Origin of the sequence: Streptomyces olivochromogenes (assembly GCF_021538895.1) — a bacterium.
Lineage (GTDB): Bacteria > Actinomycetota > Actinomycetes > Streptomycetales > Streptomycetaceae > Streptomyces > Streptomyces olivochromogenes_A.
The window spans coordinates 139,971-158,517 of the sequence record NZ_JADDRL010000005.1 but is presented as its reverse complement, the minus strand read 5'-3'; the positions used below and the strand labels follow the sequence as shown (position 1 = coordinate 158,517).

The 18,547-nt window shown below is 71.7% G+C and carries 10 protein-coding genes; 6 read left to right on the top strand and 4 right to left on the bottom strand.

The genetic code is table 11. The features are described from left to right. The first annotated feature begins 109 nt into the window (after positions 1-109). Entirely contained in the window at positions 110-5,758 is a 5,649-nt protein-coding gene (locus tag IPZ69_RS04280) for an AAA domain-containing protein (RefSeq protein WP_235452315.1), read from the top strand. Positions 5,759-5,787: 29 nt separating this feature from the next. Here IPZ69_RS04280 and IPZ69_RS04275 read toward each other — a convergent pair whose 3' ends face one another. Both IPZ69_RS04275 and IPZ69_RS04270 read right to left on the bottom strand, forming a co-directional pair. Further along, positions 5,788-6,369: a response regulator gene (locus tag IPZ69_RS04275; RefSeq protein WP_235452314.1), complete on the bottom strand. Its 582-nt coding sequence runs from the start codon at positions 6,367-6,369 to the stop codon at positions 5,788-5,790. 12 nt (positions 6,370-6,381) lie between these two features. Next, positions 6,382-10,497 (bottom strand): HAMP domain-containing protein, encoded by a 4,116-nt coding sequence (locus IPZ69_RS04270; RefSeq protein ID WP_235452312.1) that lies wholly within the window; start codon positions 10,495-10,497, stop codon positions 6,382-6,384. Positions 10,498-10,599: 102 nt separating this feature from the next. On the opposite strand from IPZ69_RS04270, the gene IPZ69_RS04265 reads away from it, so the two are divergent. The 3 genes from IPZ69_RS04265 to IPZ69_RS04255 all read left to right on the top strand — a co-directional run bounded on the left by IPZ69_RS04265 (position 10,600) and on the right by IPZ69_RS04255 (position 14,531). Further along, on the top strand, positions 10,600-12,543 hold the full coding sequence (locus IPZ69_RS04265; RefSeq protein ID WP_235452310.1) for an ATP-binding SpoIIE family protein phosphatase: 1,944 nt from the start codon (positions 10,600-10,602) through the stop codon (positions 12,541-12,543). A 118-nt stretch (positions 12,544-12,661) separates the two neighbouring features. Then, the gene (hemW, locus tag IPZ69_RS04260) at positions 12,662-13,894 is read left to right on the top strand and encodes a radical SAM family heme chaperone HemW (protein ID WP_235452309.1); all 1,233 of its coding nucleotides are present in this window, start codon (positions 12,662-12,664) and stop codon (positions 13,892-13,894) included. Between the two features lie 82 nt (positions 13,895-13,976). Next, on the top strand, positions 13,977-14,531 hold the full coding sequence (locus tag IPZ69_RS04255) for a Uma2 family endonuclease (RefSeq protein WP_235452333.1): 555 nt from the start codon (positions 13,977-13,979) through the stop codon (positions 14,529-14,531). Here the strand turns inward: IPZ69_RS04255 and IPZ69_RS04250 are convergent. After that, the gene (locus tag IPZ69_RS04250) at positions 14,509-15,375 is read right to left on the bottom strand and encodes a DUF3097 domain-containing protein (RefSeq protein ID WP_235452308.1); all 867 of its coding nucleotides are present in this window, start codon (positions 15,373-15,375) and stop codon (positions 14,509-14,511) included. The genes IPZ69_RS04255 and IPZ69_RS04250 overlap by 23 nt on opposite strands. A gap of 34 nt (positions 15,376-15,409) precedes the next feature. Further along, positions 15,410-16,132 (bottom strand): MBL fold metallo-hydrolase, encoded by a 723-nt coding sequence (locus tag IPZ69_RS04245; RefSeq protein ID WP_235452307.1) that lies wholly within the window; start codon positions 16,130-16,132, stop codon positions 15,410-15,412. A gap of 163 nt (positions 16,133-16,295) precedes the next feature. On the opposite strand from IPZ69_RS04245, the gene hrcA reads away from it, so the two are divergent. Next, positions 16,296-17,312: a heat-inducible transcriptional repressor HrcA gene (gene hrcA / locus IPZ69_RS04240; RefSeq protein WP_235452306.1), complete on the top strand. Its 1,017-nt coding sequence runs from the start codon at positions 16,296-16,298 to the stop codon at positions 17,310-17,312. Then, on the top strand, positions 17,313-18,449 hold the full coding sequence (gene dnaJ / locus IPZ69_RS04235) for a molecular chaperone DnaJ (RefSeq protein WP_235452305.1): 1,137 nt from the start codon (positions 17,313-17,315) through the stop codon (positions 18,447-18,449). It abuts the gene before it with no gap. Positions 18,450-18,547 lie beyond the last annotated feature (98 nt).

Below are 18,547 nucleotides of genomic sequence, written 5' to 3'. Positions count from 1 at the left end.
TGCACACAATCTCTTCATATGCGCTGCGCAAGTTCAGCTTCGGTTCCGCCAGTTCCGCGAGGTGCTCGTGCCCTTCACCGCTGCGACGCCCGACGATGTCGTCCGTCACATGTTCCGTTACCTCTCGGAGGTGGGCGAGAGCCGCACCAGGCCGGTACGCACGCACGACGATGCCAGGCACCAGATGTGGTTCGCCGACCTGCCCGACCGGTTCAGCACGTTCCTCACCGAAGTGGTGCCCGGGGACACCCCGTTGTGGCTGCGCGCCGACCGCCCGGTCCGCCACGACCCGCCGGCTCCGCCCCTGCCCCTCGCCCACTGGCTGGACCCCGGGCAGATACGAGACTCCACGCCCGAGACCGCACCCGCACTGCTCCCCCGGGCCGATCTTCCCGCCGACGAAGTCACGGCAGGCGGCAGTTCGCACACCGGACACGTCACGGTCGACCTTGGGGACTCCCCACAACGGGACGCGGTGCACGGCCAGTACCGCGCCTGGTCGCGCGAATGGGAGAAGTGGGCGAGCCACGACCGGGTCCACAAGCCGGTCGTCCGGGCCTACGACAGGCTCTACCGGCTGTGTGTGGACGCGTCCGAACTGGGCGAGAGCTTCGAACTGGTCGTCGGATTCGGCTATCTGACGTGGTCGGCAGGTGACGAGCCGATCCGCCGTCACCTCGTCACCTGCCGGGCCGTCATCGCCATCGATCCGGACACCGGGGCGATCACCGTCGGGCCGGACCCCGAGCACGGCAGCCCCGTGCTGGAGGAGTCCATGCTCGACGCCGGGCAGAAGGCGCGTGCCGACATCCGCGCCCTGGTGCGCCAGGAGTTGGAGGCGGCCGGCGACACCACCGACCCGACGCTTGCCGACCAACTGCACAGGGCGCTGACCACCTGGACCATCGCCGCCCACGAGGCCGGCCGCTACGACCCCGCACCGTCCCGGCGCCGTGCGGCCCCGGACCCCGCCGTGCCCGTGGTCGGCTTCGCGCCGGTCCTGCTCCTCAGGGAACGCACCCGTCGCAGCATGCTCGAAGCACTGCGCGGTGTCGCCCTGAGCATCGAGCAGGGGGCCGAACCGACCTCTCTGCTGCGCGCGATCGCAGGCGCGGGCGGCGACCGGCCGCTGGGGGACCCCGACCTCGACCCCGCCACCGGCCTCGACGGCGGGCGGAGCCCGGGGCAGACCCCGGAGCTGTACTTCGCGCTGCCGTCCAACGACGAACAGCGCACCATCGCCGAGCGGTTGCGCGACCGGGATCTCGTGGTGGTGCAGGGACCGCCCGGCACCGGCAAGACCCACACGATCGCCAACCTGGTCACCGACCTCCTCGCGCACGGCAACCGGGTGCTGATCACCAGTCACACGGCCCGCGCCCTGAAGGTCCTGAAGGACAAACTCCCCGCCACCGTCCGCGAACTGTGCGTCAGCCGGACCGACGACGGAACCGGACAGCAGGAGCTGGAACAGTCGGTCAAGGCCATCCTCGACCGGCAGGGCGACTACTCCGCGCGTGACTACCGCCGGCGCATCCAGGAGCACGAAGAGCGTCTGAGATCGGCCCGTTCCGACCAGGCCCTCGCCCTGAAGGCCCTGCGCGCGCTGCGCGAACAGGAGACCTACCATCACGCGGCCGAGATCGGCGACTACGAGGGCACTCTGACCCGGGTCGCCCAACGGCTGGCCGAGGAACGGCCGCGGTTCGAGTGGATCGGCCCCGTCCCCTCCGACACGCCCACGCTCGACGCGGACGCCCTCACCGGCCTGCGCCGGGCCGCGCTCGCCTTCACCGACCGGCACCGGGCCCTCGCCGCGACGGTCACGGCTGCGCTCCCCGAGGCGAGCCGTCTGCCCACGGGCCCCGAATTCGCCGAGGCGGTCGGGACGATCAAGGCCGCCGAGAGTGACCTGACCCTGCTCAGGCAGGACGGCTCCGTATCACGTCTCGACGACGCGGTGTCCGCCCTCGGTGTCGAGCAACAGGATCGACTGGCCGCCGTACTGGACCACTTCACCGCCGCCACCGCGGCGGCCGCCGCCCTGTCGGCCGGCTGGGCGGCGGACCTGCGCGCCGAGGTGCTCGCCGGGCAGGACGTCGGCGCACGCAGCCGCCGCGAGCGCACCGAGGCCGCCCTGACCGCGATCGACGAGGCGGCGAGGGCCCTCGGGGCCACCCTGGTCAGCGGACTGGAGTCGTACGACGTGCCGACGGCGCTCGGCCTGGCCACCGCTCTGCGGGACGGTCTCGCGTCCGGTGAGAAGCTGCGTGGCGCACTCGGCCTGAAGACCAGACTGCGCAAGGCGGTCGGGGACTTCCCCGAGGCGGTACGGGTCGACGGCCGGGCCGTGGAGACCGAGGCCGCGGCGGCCGCCGTGGTGCATCGCGTCACCCTGGAGCGGCACCTCCAGGACATCGAGCGGGAGTGGGGCGAGGGCGCCGAGTCCTGGCAGGCCACCAGCCGCCGCATCGCTGGGCTGCGCCAGGACAGTGCCACGCTCACCACCCTGAACAACCTCGCCGACCTGCGCCGGGAAGTCGTCGGCGTGGCCGCTGCCGCCCCCGGGCTGGCGGGGGTCGGCTGGGGCGACGGCGACCAGGCGAGCACCGTACGGAGCGTTCTGCGGGCCCGAGCCGCGCGCCGGGCCGCCGACCCCGCCCGCACCCTGATCGAGGACGCCGTGGGCGTGCTGCGCGCCGAGGCGCACCGGCGGGGCGCCTCGGCGGCCGTGGAGCGAGCGCGTGCCGCGGCCGAGGCCCGCGACACCGCCGCGTACGACGCCGCGGTCGGCGAGGTGGACGATCTGCGGGAGGCGCTCGCGCGCAAGAAGGCATGCGACGACGCCTACCGGCCGGTCGCCGCCGAACTCCCCGACGTCGCCGACGCGTTGGAGTCGACACCCCAGGACTCCGGCTGGGACGGCCGGCTGCCCGAACTGCCGGCCGCCTGGGCGTGGTCGGTCTGGCACGCCCGGATGAAGGAGCTGACCGACCCCGGGGCGGAGACGCGACAGCTGAGGCTGCTCGCCGAGGCCGACGCGGAGATCCGCATCAGCCTGGAGCGGCTGGCGGCCGACAAGGCCTGGTTCGGCTGTCTGTCCCGGCTCACGGACGACCAGGCCGTGGCTCTCACCTCGTACCAGCAGAACGTCCGCAGGCTCGGCAAGGGCACCGGGAAGTACGCGGCCCGATACCGTCGGCAGGCGCGTGAGAGCCTGCAGGCCAGCCAGGAGGCGGTACCCGCCTGGATCATGCCGCTGCACCAGGTCACCGAGACCGTGCCGATGGACCGGGCCGGACGCTTCGACGTCGTGATCATCGACGAGGCGAGCCAGTCCGGACCCGAGGCGCTGCTGCTCGCCTGGCTCGGCGCGAAGGTGATCGTGGTCGGCGACGATCAGCAGGTCAGCCCGGCCCAGGTGGGCGTGGACCACGACGAGCAGTTCGCCCTGCAACGAAAGCTGCTCGCCGAGCTGCCCGCCGCCCGACGCAACCTGTTCACACCGACCGCCAGCCTCTTCGACATCGCCTCCGGTCTCGCCGGCGGCCGCGGCAGGCTGATGCTCCAGGAACACTTCCGGTGCATGCCGGAGATCATCGGCTTCTCCAACGAGCTGTGCTACGGCGGTCGGCTGCAGCCCCTGCGGCAGTACGGCGCCGACCGGCTTCCCCCGCTGCGATCGGTCCACGTGGCCGACGGCTACATCGAGGGCAGCGGGCAGAAGCAGGTCAACCGGCCCGAGGCGGAGCGCCTCGTCGACGAGGTCGTCCGCTGCGTCGGGGACCCCGCGTACGCCGGACGCACCATGGGCGTGATCACCCTGCTCGGCGCGGGCCAGAAGTTCCTCATCGAGGATCTGCTGGCCGACCGCATTCCGCTCGACGAGCGGCAGCGGCGGCGGCTGCGCGTGGGCAATGCGGAGGAGTTTCAGGGCGACGAGCGCGACGTCGTCTTCATCGGCCTCGTCACCTCCCTCACCGGCCCGGACGGACCGCGCCGCATCGGCTCCTACAACAGCTCGCTGTACCGGCAGCACATCAACGTGGCCGCGTCCCGTGCCCGCGACCAGGTGTGGCTCTTCCACAGCGTGACCCTCACGGAGCTGGGCGAGAGCGATCTGCGGCGTGCCTATCTGGACTGGTTCTCCCGGCCCGCCGAGGAGCAGGACGGCGCCGGGCTCGGCGAGGTGCGGCCGGACGTGCCGCACGAGGCCTTCGACAGCCTCTTCGAGCAGCGGGTCTATCTCGCGCTGCGCGGCAGGGGCTACCGGGTGCGGCCGCAGTATCCGGCCGGTCGCTACCGCATCGACCTGGTCGTCGAAGGCGGCACGAAGCGGCTCGCCGTGGAGTGCGACGGCGACGCGTTCCACACGGAGGAGAACGCGGACGCGGACGCGGCGCGCCAGCGCGAACTGGAGCGGGTGGGCTGGACGTTCGTCCGGATCCGGGGCAGCCGCTTCTTCCTCGACCCGGAACGCGCACTCGAACCCCTGTGGGCGGAACTGGAGCGCCTCGGCATCGAAACGGCGTCACAGCTGTCGACGCGCGGCGTCGCGTCGGGCGCGCCGCAGGCCACCGACCCGAGTACCCCGGGCACACCGCCTCCGGCCGACGCCCCCACCTCGCGGACGGCGCCTCCGGTAAAGCCCCGTGCTCCGCGTCCGGCACCTCAGGCGGACACCAGCGTCCCGCCCGCAGCCCCTCCGGTGGACATGCCTGTCCCGCGTACGGCAGTCACGACGCACATCGGCGCTCTCGGATCGCGGCCCGAGGCGGACGGAGTCCGATCGCCCGGAAGGCGGGAGGGACGGCAGGGGCCCACGGTCGTGGCCGGTTCGCCGGCGCCGTTCGTGTCCGTGACACGGCTGCACCGTGACGAGGTCAACGCGGCTCAGCACGCATTCAGCATGCGCGGAACGGTGCCGGGTCGGGCGCGGTTCCTCAAGGGGGCGGGCGTCCCCGGATTCCCGGGCGTGGACGCCGTGGACGTGCTGCGTGAGGGACGGGTCGTCGTGCGGGTCGGGCATGCGGAGGTGCAGGCGATGATCCGGTCCGCGATCGGACGCGTCGACGTTCCGGTACTGGGCGACGACGGCCAGGTGGGCCTGGCTCGGCACCACACGCCCGTATCCTCCGGACCCGACGGCCTGACGACGGAGTTGCTGCGGCTGCAGACGGTGACGGACCGGATCCCGTTGAAGACGCTCCCCGCCCTCCCGAAGCAGCCCGTCCGGACCTCCGAACCGGTCGCCACCGGCGCGACGGGCACCCCCCGGCCCAGCGGCCCCGCATCCGCCGCCCGTCTGCGCGTCGACCGCATCAGCCTCGCCGCCCATCGACGGCTCCAGCGTGAGCTCCAGCGCGTACAGGACGCCCTGGACCAGCCGCTGCCCGAGGTCGTGGCCGTCGACTCGTCCTCGCGCAAGGCGCAGCTCGCCGACCAGGACAAGAGGCGTGCGGCACTGATGGAGCGCAGAAGCTACCTGCGCGACCTGTTCGACCAGGTCATCCCCGACGCCTCCCTGTCGGGCGGGTCGATGGTCGTGCCGGGGTGTCTCGTCGGGGTCGAGGACCCGGATGAATCCGGGATCACGACGTACGAGATCGCGATGCTCCCCGGCGACGAGGCGGAGCGCCTGAGCCCCGACTCCGCGCTCGGCAAGGCGCTGATGTGGCGGGAGGCCGGAGACGAGGTGAGCTGGCGGACCGAGCGGGGCACCACCTTGCGGGTGATCGTCAGGTACATCGAGGACTGAGCCCCGTCCGGCGGGCGGTCGGCGGGGTGCTACCGCCCCACCCCCCGCCGCCGCACCGACTCCACCAGTTGTTGGAGTTCCTGTAGTTGGCGGCGGGCCTCCGGGAGGTCCGGGGTGTCGGGGGTCAGGGTTTTTTCCAGGGTGGCCAGGCGGGTGGTTATCTGGTCGGTGTGGGACTGTTCCTGGGCCAGGACGCGTTCCAGTTGGTGGTTCTTGCGGTGCAGGTCCAGGAAGACGGTGACCTTGGCGCGCAGGACCCAGGGGTCGAACGGCTTGGTCAGGTAGTCGGCGGCGCCCGTGGCGTAGCCGCGGAACGCGTAGCCCGAGTCCTCCGCGCCGGTCAGGAAGATGATCGGGACGTCCTTGGTCTGGTCGAGGCGCTTGATGTTGGCGGCCGTCTCGAAGCCGTCCATGCCCGGCATGCGGATGTCGAGGAGGACCACGGCGAAGCGCCGCCGGAGCAGGGCCTTCATCGCCTCCTCGCCCGAACGGGCCCGCACGAGCGGCTCGTTGAGCGAGGCCAGGACGGCCTCCAGCGCGATCAGGTTGTCCTCCATGTCGTCGACCAGGAGGATGCCGGCGCACTCGTCGGTCGGTGCCTCAGGGCTCATGGTGACGATGCCTCACTCGGTCTCTGCCTCTTCGGCCGGTTCCGCGACCGTGGCGCTCTCGGGATCCAGCAGCCCGCACACCACGGTCAGCAGCCGGTCGACGTCCACCGGTTTGGGTACGTAGTCGTTCGCGCCGCGCGCGATGGACTTGTCCCGGTCGCCGGGCATCGCCTTCGCGGTGAGCGCGACGATCGGCAGCCCGGTCCAGCGCGGGGTGCGGCGGATGGCGGAGATGGTCTCGTAGCCGTCCATCTCCGGCATCATGATGTCCATCAGAACCAGTTCGACGTCCGGGTTGCGTTCGAGGGTCTCGATGCCCTCCCGGCCGTTCTCCGCGTAGAGCACGGGCATGCCGACGCGGCCCAGGACATGGGTGAGCGCGAAGACGTTGCGGATGTCGTCGTCGACGATCAGCACCCGCCGCCCGGGCAGCACCTGGCCCGCGCGGCCCGACTGCCACGCCTCCAGCTTCGTGGGCACGGGCCAGGCCTCTTCCGGTTCGTGGGCCGACGGGAAGGGCTCGGTGGCCGGCTGTTCGGGGATCGCGAAGGTCGTACGGTCCGCCGGCACCGGTCCGGTCGCCGCGTGGCCGGGGCTGGCCACCGGGACGTACAGCGTGAAGGTGGAGCCCTTGCCGGGCTCGCTCTCCGCGACGATCCGGCCGCCCAGCAGGCCCGCGATCTCCCGGCTGATGGACAGGCCGAGGCCGGTGCCGCCGTACTTGCGGTTGGTCGTGCCGTCGGCCTGCTGGAACGCCTCGAAGATGACCGGGAGTTTGTCGGCGGCGATCCCGATGCCCGTGTCGGACACCGCGAACGCGACCACCTCGTCGCTGTCGCGGACGTAGTGGTGCTCGGGGTCCTTCAGCCGGCTCACCCGCAGTTCCACCCGGCCGGTCGCGGTGAACTTGGTCGCGTTGGAGAGGAGGTTGCGCAGGATCTGCTGGAGGCGCTGCTCGTCCGAGTACATCTCGCGCGGGACGTCCTCGCCGACCGTCACCTCGAAGAAGAGCCCCCGGTCCAGGGTGAGCGGGCGGAAGGTCGCGTGGACGTAGTCCAGCAGTTTGATCAGCGGCAGCCGCTTGGGGCGTACGTCCATCCGGCCCGCCTCGATCTTCGACAGGTCCAGGATGTCGTTGATCAGCTGGAGCAGATCGGATCCCGACCGGTGGATCGTCGTCGCGAACTGCACCTCCTGCTCGGACAGCCGGCCGTCCGGGTTGTCGGAGAGCAGCCTGGCCAGGATGAGCAGCGAGTTCAGCGGCGTCCGCAGCTCGTGCGACATGTTCGCCAGGAACTCCGACTTGTACTGCGACGAGGTCGCCAGCAGCGCCGCCTTCTCCTCCAGTTCGGCGTTGGAGTGCTGCAACTCGGCCTGCTGCTTCTGGAGTTCGTCCGAGCGCTCCTGGAGCTGCATCGCCAGCCGCTGGGACTCGCCGAGCAGCGACTCGGTACGGGAGTTGGCGATGATCGTGTTGATGGCGACGCCGATGGTGTTCACGAACTGGTCGAAGAACGCGAGGTGCACATCGGAGAAGCGGGAGAAGGAGGCCAGCTCGATCACACCGAGGAGCGTGTCCTCGAAGAGGATCGGGATGATGACGATGGTCGTGGGGGCGGCCTCCCCGAGCCCACTGTTGATCTTGATGTAGTCCGGCGGCGCCTCCTCCACCAGGATCCGCTTCTTCTCCCGGGCCGCCTGGCGGACCAGCCCGTGCACCGGCAGCCCGCCCGTCTCCACGGTCGCGCCCTGCGCCGCGCCGTAGCCCGCGATGAAGGCCAGCCCCTTCGCCGGGACCGTGGTGGGCAGCGAGGAGCCGTCCTCGTCCTGCTCGGCCAGGAAGAACGCGCCGTACTGGGCGTTCACCAGCGGGGTCAGTTCGCGCAGGATCAGGTCGGCGACCTCCATGAGGTCCCGGTGGCCCTGCATCAGCGCCGCCAGGCGGGCCAGGTTGGACTCCAGCCAGTCCTTCGCCCGGGTGGTCTCGCGCAGGTTGGACACCATCAGGTTGATGTTGTCCTTCAGCTCGGCGACCTCGCCGCGAGCCTCCACCGTGATGGAGCGGGACATGTCGCCCTGGGCCACCGAGGAGGCCACCTCGGCGATGGCGCGGACCTGGGTGGTCAGGTTCAGGGCGAGTTCGTTCACGTTCGTCGTCAGGCGCTTCCAGGTGCCGTACACGCCCTCCACCCGTGCCTGGCCGCCCAGTTGGCCCTCGGTGCCGACCTCGCGGGCCACCCGGGTCACCTCGTCGGCGAAGGAGGACAGCGTGTCCACCATCGTGTTGATGGTGGTCTTCAGCTCCAGGATCTCGCCGCGCGCGTCCACGTCGATCTTCTTCGACAGGTCGCCCTGCGCCACCGCCGTCGCCACTTGGGCGATGTTCCGCACCTGCGAAGTGAGGTTGTCCGCCATGTAGTTGACGTTGTCGGTCAGGTCCCGCCAGACCCCGGAGACCCCCTGAACCTGGGCCCGGCCGCCCAGCCGCCCGTCGGTGCCGACCTCGCGGGCCACCCGGGTCACCTCGTCGGCGAAGGCGCGCAGCTGCTCCACCATCGTGTTGACGGTGTCCTTGAGCTCCAGGATCTCGCCGCGGGCGTCGACCGTGATCTTCTTCGACAGGTCCCCGTTCGCCACGGCGGTCGTCACCTGCGCGATGTTGCGGACCTGGGAGGTCAGGTTCAACGCCATGAAGTTCACGTTGTCGGTGAGGTCCATCCACACCCCCGACACGCCCCGCACCTGCGCCTGACCGCCCAGGTTGCCCTCGGTGCCGACCTCGCGGGCCACCCGGGTGACCTCGTCGGCGAAGGCGGAGAGCTGGTCGACCATGGTGTTGATGGTCGACTTCAGTTCCAGGATCTCGCCCTTCGCCTCCACCGTGATCTTCTTGCCGAGGTCGCCCTGGGCGACGGCGGTCGACACCAGGGCGATGTTCCGCACCTGTGAAGTCAGGTTGTCCGCCATGAAGTTGACGTTGTCGGTGAGGTCTTTCCACACGCCGCTGACGCCCCGCACCTGGGCACGTCCGCCGAGGTTGCCCTCGGTGCCGACCTCGCGGGCCACCCGGGTGACCTCGTCGGCGAAGGCGGAGAGCTGGTCGACCATGGTGTTGACGGTCGACTTCAGCTCCAGGATCTCGCCCCGCGCGTCGACCGTGATCTTCTGACTGAGGTCGCCGTTGGCCACCGCGGTCGTCACCTGGGCGATGTTGCGGACCTGTGAAGTCAGGTTCGACGCCATGAAGTTGACGTTGTCGGTGAGGTCCTTCCAGACGCCCGACACGCCCCGCACCTGGGCGCGACCGCCCAGCTGCCCCTCGGTGCCGACCTCGCGGGCCACCCGGGTGACCTCATCGGCGAAGGCGGACAGCTGGTCCACCATCGTGTTGACGGTGAGCTTCAGCTCCAGCAGCTCACCGGTCGCCTCGACGGTGACCGTGCGCGTCAGGTCGCCGCGGGCCACCGCCGTGGTCACCAGGGCGATGTCGCGGACCTGCGCGGTCAGCCGGGCGGCCATCGTGTTGACCGCCTCGGTCACATCCCGCCAACTGCCCGACAGCCGCTGCACCTTGGCCCGCCCGCCGAGCCGCCCCTCGGTGCCGACCTCCCGGGCCACCCGGGTGACCTCACCGGTGAACAGGGACAACTGGTCGACCATCTTGTTCACGGCCCGGCCCAGCCGCCGCAGATCACCGCGCAACTGGCGGCTGCCGTCGTGCAGATCGACGCGTTGGGTCAGGTCGCCGCCGGCCACCGCGTCCAGCACGCGCGTGGCGTTGGCGGCCGGGGCCACCAGCGCGTCCAGTATCTGGTTGACGTCGCCGACCCGGGACGTCCAGGCGCCCTGCCCCGGGCTGGCCGACAGCCGCTCGTCGAGCCGGCCGTGCCGCACCAGGTCCCGCTTCACGCGCTGCACTTCCGTGTTGAAGTGCGTGCTGCGGTCGATGATCTGGTTGAAGAGCGCGGCGAGTTCGGCGACGATGCCGTGCCCCGACTCCGGCACCTTGGTGAAGTCGCCGTCCCGGGCCGCGGTCATCGCGGCGAGCAGAGGGCGCAGTTCGGATGCTCGTACTTGTTCAAGATTCTGTCCGACTTCGAGCACACGTGTTGCACTGTTCTCACTCATGGCGGCCCACTTCGGTAACTCGGTGCTTATGGGCGCAGCCAGTCTGTCACTCTGTCCGCATCGATCGAGGCGTATTCGTGCGAACTGCTCGGGGAGCTGGCAATGGGGGCGATACCCACGCAACGGGAGACCATTTCCCGGGGCCGTGATGCGCCCGCGCAGTGCGGCGCGGGGGAGCGTACTGAGGTGCGCGCGACCCTGCACGGAAGCCCCCTCGCGCCGGGATCCGCCCGCGCGCTGGTCCGCGAGGCGTTCACCGGGTGGACGGACCTCGGCCGCGCGTACTCCCCCCGGCTCGCCGACGACACCATGGTCGCCGTCAGCGAACTCGTCACCAACGCGGTCGTGCACGCGGGCACCGACATCGAGCTGACCTGCCGGCTGGAGGAGGACACCGGGGCGGTCGTCGTCGAGGTCGCCGACCACCACCCCTCACGGGCACCCCGCGACCACGGCGCCGACGCGGCGCACGAGACCGCGGAGTACGGCCGCGGCCTGCGCCTCGTCGCCACCCTCGCCGAGTCCTGGGGCGTCACCTACCGCAGCGGCGCCAAGACCGTGTGGGCGCGCCTGACCGCCGACAGGGGCACGAACGGCGTCGCGCCGGGCGCGGACTCGCTGCGGGTCGCCGAACTCCTCGCCCCCGATCCGCAGCGCGCCGAGCGCGACCGGGACTGGCTGGGCCGGGGCGCGCTCTCCTTCCTCGCCGAGGCCTCCGACCTGCTCGCCGGACAGCTCGACGAGAGCCTGGTCGCCGCGCTCACCGGCCAGCTGATCGTGCCGCGGCTCGCCGACTGGTGCGCGGTGTGGCTGGAGGACGAGTCGACCGGGCGCTGGGGCGCACCCCGCTGGAGCGGAGCCGGAGCCGGGGGCAGCGCCGGGTGGGGCGACGGTGCCGGAGCGGTCGGGCCACGGCTGGCCCGGGTCTGGCACGCCAGCGAGAACCGCATCGAGGAACTGCGCCGGACCCTGGAGAAGGACCCGCCCCGGCCCCTGGACGGCGGGTTACGGTCCGGACCCGAGCCCTACCCCTGGCCCGGCGAGGCGCTCGGCCCGCAGGGCAGCGCCGGCACGGCACTCGCGTACCGGCTGATCGCGGGCGGCCGCCCGCTGGGCACGCTGGTCATCGGGCGGTGCGGGCTGCTGCGCTTCCCCGACGAGATCACCGGGCTCGTCGAGGACCTCGGCCGCCGGGTGGCCCTGGCCATCGGCGCGGCCCGCCAGTACGCGCGCCAGGCCACCATCAGCGCCGTCCTGCAGCGCGGGCTGCTGCCCGGCGCGGTCGCCGAGATCCCGGGGCTGAGCAGCGCGCTCGTCTACGAGCCCTGCGACAAGGGCGGCCCGAGCGGCGACTTCTACGACCTCTTCCCGGCGGGCGACGGCCGCTGGTGCTTCGCCGTCGGCGACGTGCAGGGCAAGGGCCCCGAGGCCGCCGTGGTGATCGGCCTGGCCCGGCCCTGGCTGCGGCTGCTGGCCCGCGAGGGCTACCGGGTCGCCGACGTCCTCGACCGCCTCAACCAGCTCCTCCTCGACGACGCCACGGAGGCCGCGGACGCGGCGGCCCGCGCGCTGGTGGCCGCAGGCGGCCGTCCCGTGGCCCCCGGCGACGGCCCGCAGACCCGTTTCCTCTCCCTCCTCTACGGCGAGCTGGCCCCCTTCGACGGCGGCGTCCGTTGCACCCTCGCCTCCGCCGGACACCCGCTCCCGCTGCTCCTCGGGCCCGACGGCGAGGTCAGCACGGCCGCGCAGCCGCAGACGCTCCTCGGCGTCGTCGAGGACGCCACGTACACCAGCGAGACGATCGAGCTGCGGCCCGGCGACAGCCTGCTGTGCGTCACCGACGGTGTCACCGAGCGCCGCGACGGCATCCGCCAGTTCGACGACGGCGACGGGCTCGCGCAGGCGCTCGCCGGCTGCGTGGGACTGAGCGCCGAGCTGATCGCGGAACGGATCCGGCGGCTGGTGCACGAGTTCGGCGGCGGCGCGCCGGAGGACGACCTGGCCCTGCTGGTGCTCCAGGCGGAGCAGCTGTCGCCGGCGAGCTAGCTCCGGGCGAGGCGCTCCAGCCGAAGTCACGGGCACGCGCGCGTGGCCCGGGAGAACAGGCACGCGCGCGTGGGGCCAGGAAAACGGGCACCTGCGCCGGTGCTGGACAATGGAGGACATGCCCTCCGCACTTCCCGACGGCGAGCCCGTCCCCGCCGACGGCGCGCTGCCCGTATCCGCGCTCGCCGGGGCCGCCGACCGGCCCCTCGGCTTCTACCTGCACGTGCCGTACTGCGCGACCCGCTGCGGCTACTGCGACTTCAACACCTACACCGCCACCGAGCTGCGCGGCACGGGCGGCGTCCTCGCCTCCCGCGACAACTACGCGGACACGCTGATCGACGAGATCCGCCTGGCGCGCAAGGTGCTGGGCGACGACCCGCGCGAGGTTCGCACGGTGTTCGTCGGCGGTGGTACGCCCACGCTGCTGGCCGCCGGCGATCTCGTACGGATGCTGGGGGCGATCCGCGACGAGTTCGGCCTCGCGGCGGACGCGGAGGTCACGACGGAGGCGAACCCGGAGTCGGTGGACCCGGCGTACCTCACGACGTTGCGGGAGGGCGGCTTCAACCGGATCTCCTTCGGCATGCAGAGCGCGAAGCAGCACGTGCTGAAGATCCTCGACCGCACGCACACTCCCGGACGCCCCGAGGCGTGCGTGGCGGAGGCCCGTGCGGTGGGCTTCGAGCACGTGAACCTGGACCTGATCTACGGCACGCCGGGGGAGTCCGACGACGACTGGCGGGCCTCCCTGGACGCGGCGCTCGGCGCGGGCCCGGACCACGTCTCGGCGTACGCCCTGATCGTCGAGGAGGGCACGCAGCTGGCCCGCCGGATCCGCCGGGGCGAGGTCCCGATGACGGACGACGACGTCCACGCGGACCGGTACCTGATCGCCGAGGAGGCCCTCTCGGCGGCGGGCTTCGACTGGTACGAGGTCTCCAACTGGGCCACCTCGAAAGCGGGCCGCTGCCTGCACAACGAGCTGTACTGGCGGGGCGCGGACTGGTGGGGCGCGGGGCCGGGCGCCCACAGCCACGTCGGCGGCGTCCGCTGGTGGAACGTGAAGCACCCCGGGGCGTACGCGGCGGCGCTGGCGTCCGGGCGGACCCCGGGCGCGGGCCGCGAGCTCCTGTCGGACGAGGACCGCCGGGTGGAGCGCATCCTGCTGGAACTGCGGCTGCGCGAGGGCGCACCGCTGGAGCTGCTGCGCGAGGAGGGCCTCGCGGCGTCCCGCCGCGCCCTGTCGGACGGCCTCCTCCAGGAGCGACCGTACGAGGAGGGACGCGCCGTTCTGACGCTGCGGGGGCGGCTGCTGGCGGACGCCGTGGTGCGGGACCTGGTGGATTGATCACTCCAGCGAGTGAATCGGTGCGGAGGTCCGGTTCGGTCCCTGCTCCGATTCATAGGGTGCCGCCGTGAACCACAGCCAGATGATCAAGTTCCTGGAGGAGTTCGAGCCGCCCGAGGGCGTCAGGGTCGAGCTCCTGCGGGGGGAGATCGTGATGTCGCGCAGTCCGGATCTGGTGCACAACCGGATCGTCATGTTCCTGGCGAACCAGATTCGGCGCGAGCCCTGGTCCCGGCTCCAGACCCAGTGCGTCGACATGCTCGACGCGGTCAGCGCGCCCGTACCCGACCTGGTGGTGTTCGAACGTGGCACCGCGCCTGATCGCGGATGGCTGATTCCCGCGAGGGTCACCACGGTCCTGGTCGAGGTCGTCTCCCCGACCAGCGTCGAGCGAGACTACGGCGTCAAGCGCTCGATCTACGCCGCAGCGCAGGTACCCGCCTACTTGATCATCGACCCTTTCATGGCGCAGTGCGTACTTCTCACCGAGCCGACAGGCAGCCGCGACGACGCGGACTACCGGTGTCGGCGGATCACCAGGTTCGGCGACCGCACACCCTTGGAGCCCCTGGGGATCGAGGTCGAGACCAGCGAGTTCGGCATCTACGAGAACATCAGGCCGCACCGCTACCCGTGACGAAGTCGATCAGTTCCTCCACCCGCCCCAGCAGCTCCGGCTCCAGGTCCTTGTAGGAGCTGACCCGCGCCAGGATCGCCTGCCACGCCGCCCCCGTGTTCTCCGGCCAGCCCAGGGCCCGGCACACGCCCGTCTTCCAGTCCTGGCCGTGCGGGACCCGCGGCCAACCCGGAATCCCCAGGGATGCCGGCTTCACCGCCTCCCAGATGTCGATGTACGGGTGGCCGACCACCAGCGCGTGTTCGCTGGTCACCGACTGGGCGATGCGCCATTCCTTCGTGCCCGGCACCAAGTGGTCCACGAGCACGCCCAGCCGTGCGTCCGGGCCCGGCGCGAAGGAGGACACGATCGACGGCAGGTCGTCGACGCCCTCCAGGTACTCCACCACCACGCCCTCGATGCGCAGGTCGTCGCCCCACACCTTCTCGACCAGCTCGGCGTCGTGCCGGCCCTCGACGTAGATGCGCCCGGCGCGGGCGACCCGCGCGCGTGCGCCGGGGACGGCGACCGAACCGGAAGCGGTGCGCGTGGGACGTACCGGAGCCGACGACGGCCGTACCAGCGTCACCACGCGGCCCTCCAGCAGGAAGCCCCGCGGCTCCAGCGGGAACACCCGGTGCTTGCCGAAGCGGTCCTCCAGGGTGACCGTGCCCGCCTCGCAGCGGATCACCGCGCCGCAGAATCCGGTCCCGGGCTCCTCCACCACCAGGCCGGGGTCCGCCGGGACCTCGGGCACCGGCTTGGGCTTCTTCCAGGGCGGGGTCAGGTCCGGCGAGTACGGACGAAGGCGCGGGCCCGAGGGGCCCTCTTTGGAAGGGCGGTGGCGGGAGACGGGTGGGCGCATTCGGATGACGATAGGAGAAAGCGCCGGGCGCCGATCACGACACGCCGAAACGCGCCGCCAGCTCGTCGCGCTGCCGCCGCACGAACGCCGCGCCCACCACCGCTCCGTGACCGGGCACGTACAACGCGTCCTCGCCGCCCAGCGAGAGAAGGCGGTCCAGCGCGTCCGGCCACCGGGACGGCACGGCGTCGGGCCCCGCCTGCGGCTCGCCGGACTCCTCGACCAGGTCGCCGCAGAACACCACCTCCGGGTCGCCCGGCACCAGCACCACGAGATCGTGGGCCGTGTGCCCCGGGCCGACGTTCGCCAGCAGGGCCTGACGGCCGCCGCCGAGGTCGAGCGTCCACTCGCCGCTGACATGGTGGCGGGGTGCGGCCAGCGCCTCCAGGGCCTCGTCCGCGAGCCGGGCGTCCAGGCCGTTGCCGACCGCGTCCCGGCGCAGCTCCTCGCGCTCGTGGGCGAACACCGAGTCGATCCCCACCGCCCCGAAAACCTCGGCCCCCGCGAACGCCGCCGCCCCGAAGACATGGTCGAAGTGGGGATGCGTGAGCGCGAGATGGGTCACACGGCGGCCGGCCAGCTTCTGCGCCTGCGCACGCAACCGTGCGCCCTCCACAAGGCTCGACCCGGCGTCCACCACCAGTGCCGTGCCCTCCCCGAGGATCAGGCCCGCCGTGCAGTCCCAGCCCGGCAACCGGCACCGGCCGACCCCACCGGCCACCCGCTCCCACCCCAGCTCTTCCCAAGTCACCGTCATACGGCGACGCTAGCGGTGACCACCCCGCCGGGCACGACGGCACCGCTCCGGCCTTGCCCGGGGCGTACCCCACCGCCGTACACTGGGCGGGGAATGCTGGCACTCGCACGCGCAGAGTGCCAGGCAAGGCGCCAAGGGGACAATTTGCTGGAGGTGTGCGCGGATGCTGAGTGAACGCAGGCTTCAGGTGTTGCGCGCCATCGTCCAGGATTATGTCGGCACCGAGGAGCCGGTCGGGTCGAAGGCGCTCACCGAGCGGCACAGCCTCGGCGTGTCCCCGGCGACCGTCCGCAACGACATGGCGGCCCTGGAGGACGAGGGGTACATCGCCCAGCCGCACACCAGCGCGGGGCGGATTCCCACCGACAAGGGCTACCGGCTGTTCGTCGACAAGCTCGCCGGCGTCAAGCCGATGAGCGCCCCCGAGCGGCGCGCGATCCAGAACTTCCTCGACGGGGCCGTCGACCTCGACGACGTCGTGGCGCGGACGGTGCGGCTGCTCGCGCAGCTCACCCGGCAGGTCGCCGTCGTGCAGTACCCCTCGCTGACCCGGTCCACCGTGCGGCACGTGGAACTGCTGTCGCTCGCGCCCGCCCGGGTGATGCTCGTACTGATCACGGACACCGGCCGGGTCGAGCAGCGGATGGTCGACTGCCCGGCGCCCTTCGGGGAGGCGTCCCTGGCGGATCTGCGGGCGCGGCTCAACAGCCGGGTCGCGGGCCGCCGCTTCACGGACGTGCCGCGGCTGGTCGAGGACCTGCCGGAGGCCTTCGAGATCGAGGACCGAGGCACGGTCACGACGGTGCTCTCCACCCTCCTGGAGACGCTCGTCGAAGAGAACGAGGAGCGGCTGATGATCGGCGGCACCGCCAATCTCACCCGCTTCGGCCATGACTTTCCCCTCACCATCCGGCCGGTGCTCGAAGCGCTCGAGGAGCAGGTCGTGCTCCTCAAGTTGCTGGGCGAGGCGAAGGATTCGGGCATGACCGTGCGCATCGGTCACGAGATCGCCCACGAGGGACTCAACTCCACGTCCGTGGTGTCGGTCGGCTACGGTTCGGGCGGCGAGGCAGTCGCCAAGCTCGGCGTGGTCGGACCGACCCGCATGGATTACCCGGGAACGATGGGAGCGGTACGCGCAGTGGCACGGTACGTCGGACAGATCCTGGCGGAGTCGTAAGTGGCCACGGACTACTACGCCGTTCTCGGCGTGCGCCGCGACGCGTCGCAGGATGAGATCAAGAAGGCGTTCCGTCGGCTCGCGCGCGAGCTGCACCCGGACGTCAATCCGGATCCGAAGACCCAGGAGCGGTTCAAGGAGATCAACGCCGCTTACGAGGTGCTGTCGGACCCGCAGAAGAAGCAGGTCTACGACCTCGGCGGCGACCCGCTCTCACAGGCCGGCGGCGCCGGCGCGGGCGGCTTCGGGGCCGGTGGCTTCGGCAACTTCTCCGACATCATGGACGCGTTCTTCGGCACGGCGTCGCAGCGCGGGCCGCGCTCGCGCACCCGCCGGGGCCAGGACGCCATGATCCGGATCGAGGTCGAGCTCGACGAGGCGGCCTTCGGCACCACGAAGGACATCCAGGTCGACACGGCGGTCGTCTGCAACACCTGCAACGGTGAGGGCGCGGCGCCGGGCACGTCCGCCCAGACGTGCGACATGTGCCGCGGCCGCGGTGAGGTGTCGCAGGTGACCCGGTCCTTCCTGGGCCAGGTCATGACCTCGCGTCCCTGCCCCCAGTGCCAGGGCTTCGGCACGGTCGTGCCGACGCCGTGTCCGGAGTGCGCCGGCGACGGCCGCGTCCGCTCGCGCCGCACCCTGACGGTGAAGATCCCGGCCGGTGTCGACAACGGCACGCGCATCCAGCTGGCCGGTGAGGGCGAGGTCGGCCCCGGCGGCGGTCCCGCCGGTGACCTGTACGTCGAGATCCACGAGCTGCCGCACAACATGTTCCAGCGGCGCGGCGACGACCTGCACTGCACGGTCACGATCCCGATGACGGCGGCGTCCCTCGGCACCAAGGTCCCGCTGGAGACCCTGGACGGGCTCGAAGAGGTCGACATCCGCCCGGGCACCCAGTCCGGCCAGTCGATCCCGCTGCACGGGCGGGGCGTCACGCACCTGCGCGGCGGCGGACGCGGCGACCTCATCGTCCACGTCGAGGTCCAGACCCCGAGCAAGCTCGACCCCGAGCAGGAACGCCTGCTCCGCGAGCTGGCCAAGCTGCGCGGCGAGGAGCGCCCGCAGGGCCAGTTCCAGCCGGGCCAGCAGGGTCTGTTCTCCCGACTGAAGGACGCCTTCAACGGCCGCTGACGCGGGCGAGTACGGCCGCCGGGGGTCCGGCGGCCGTCCACCGAGCCGACGGGCCCCGGGGCGCCCGGAGGCCCGGCTTGCCGGTGGCGTATGCCATC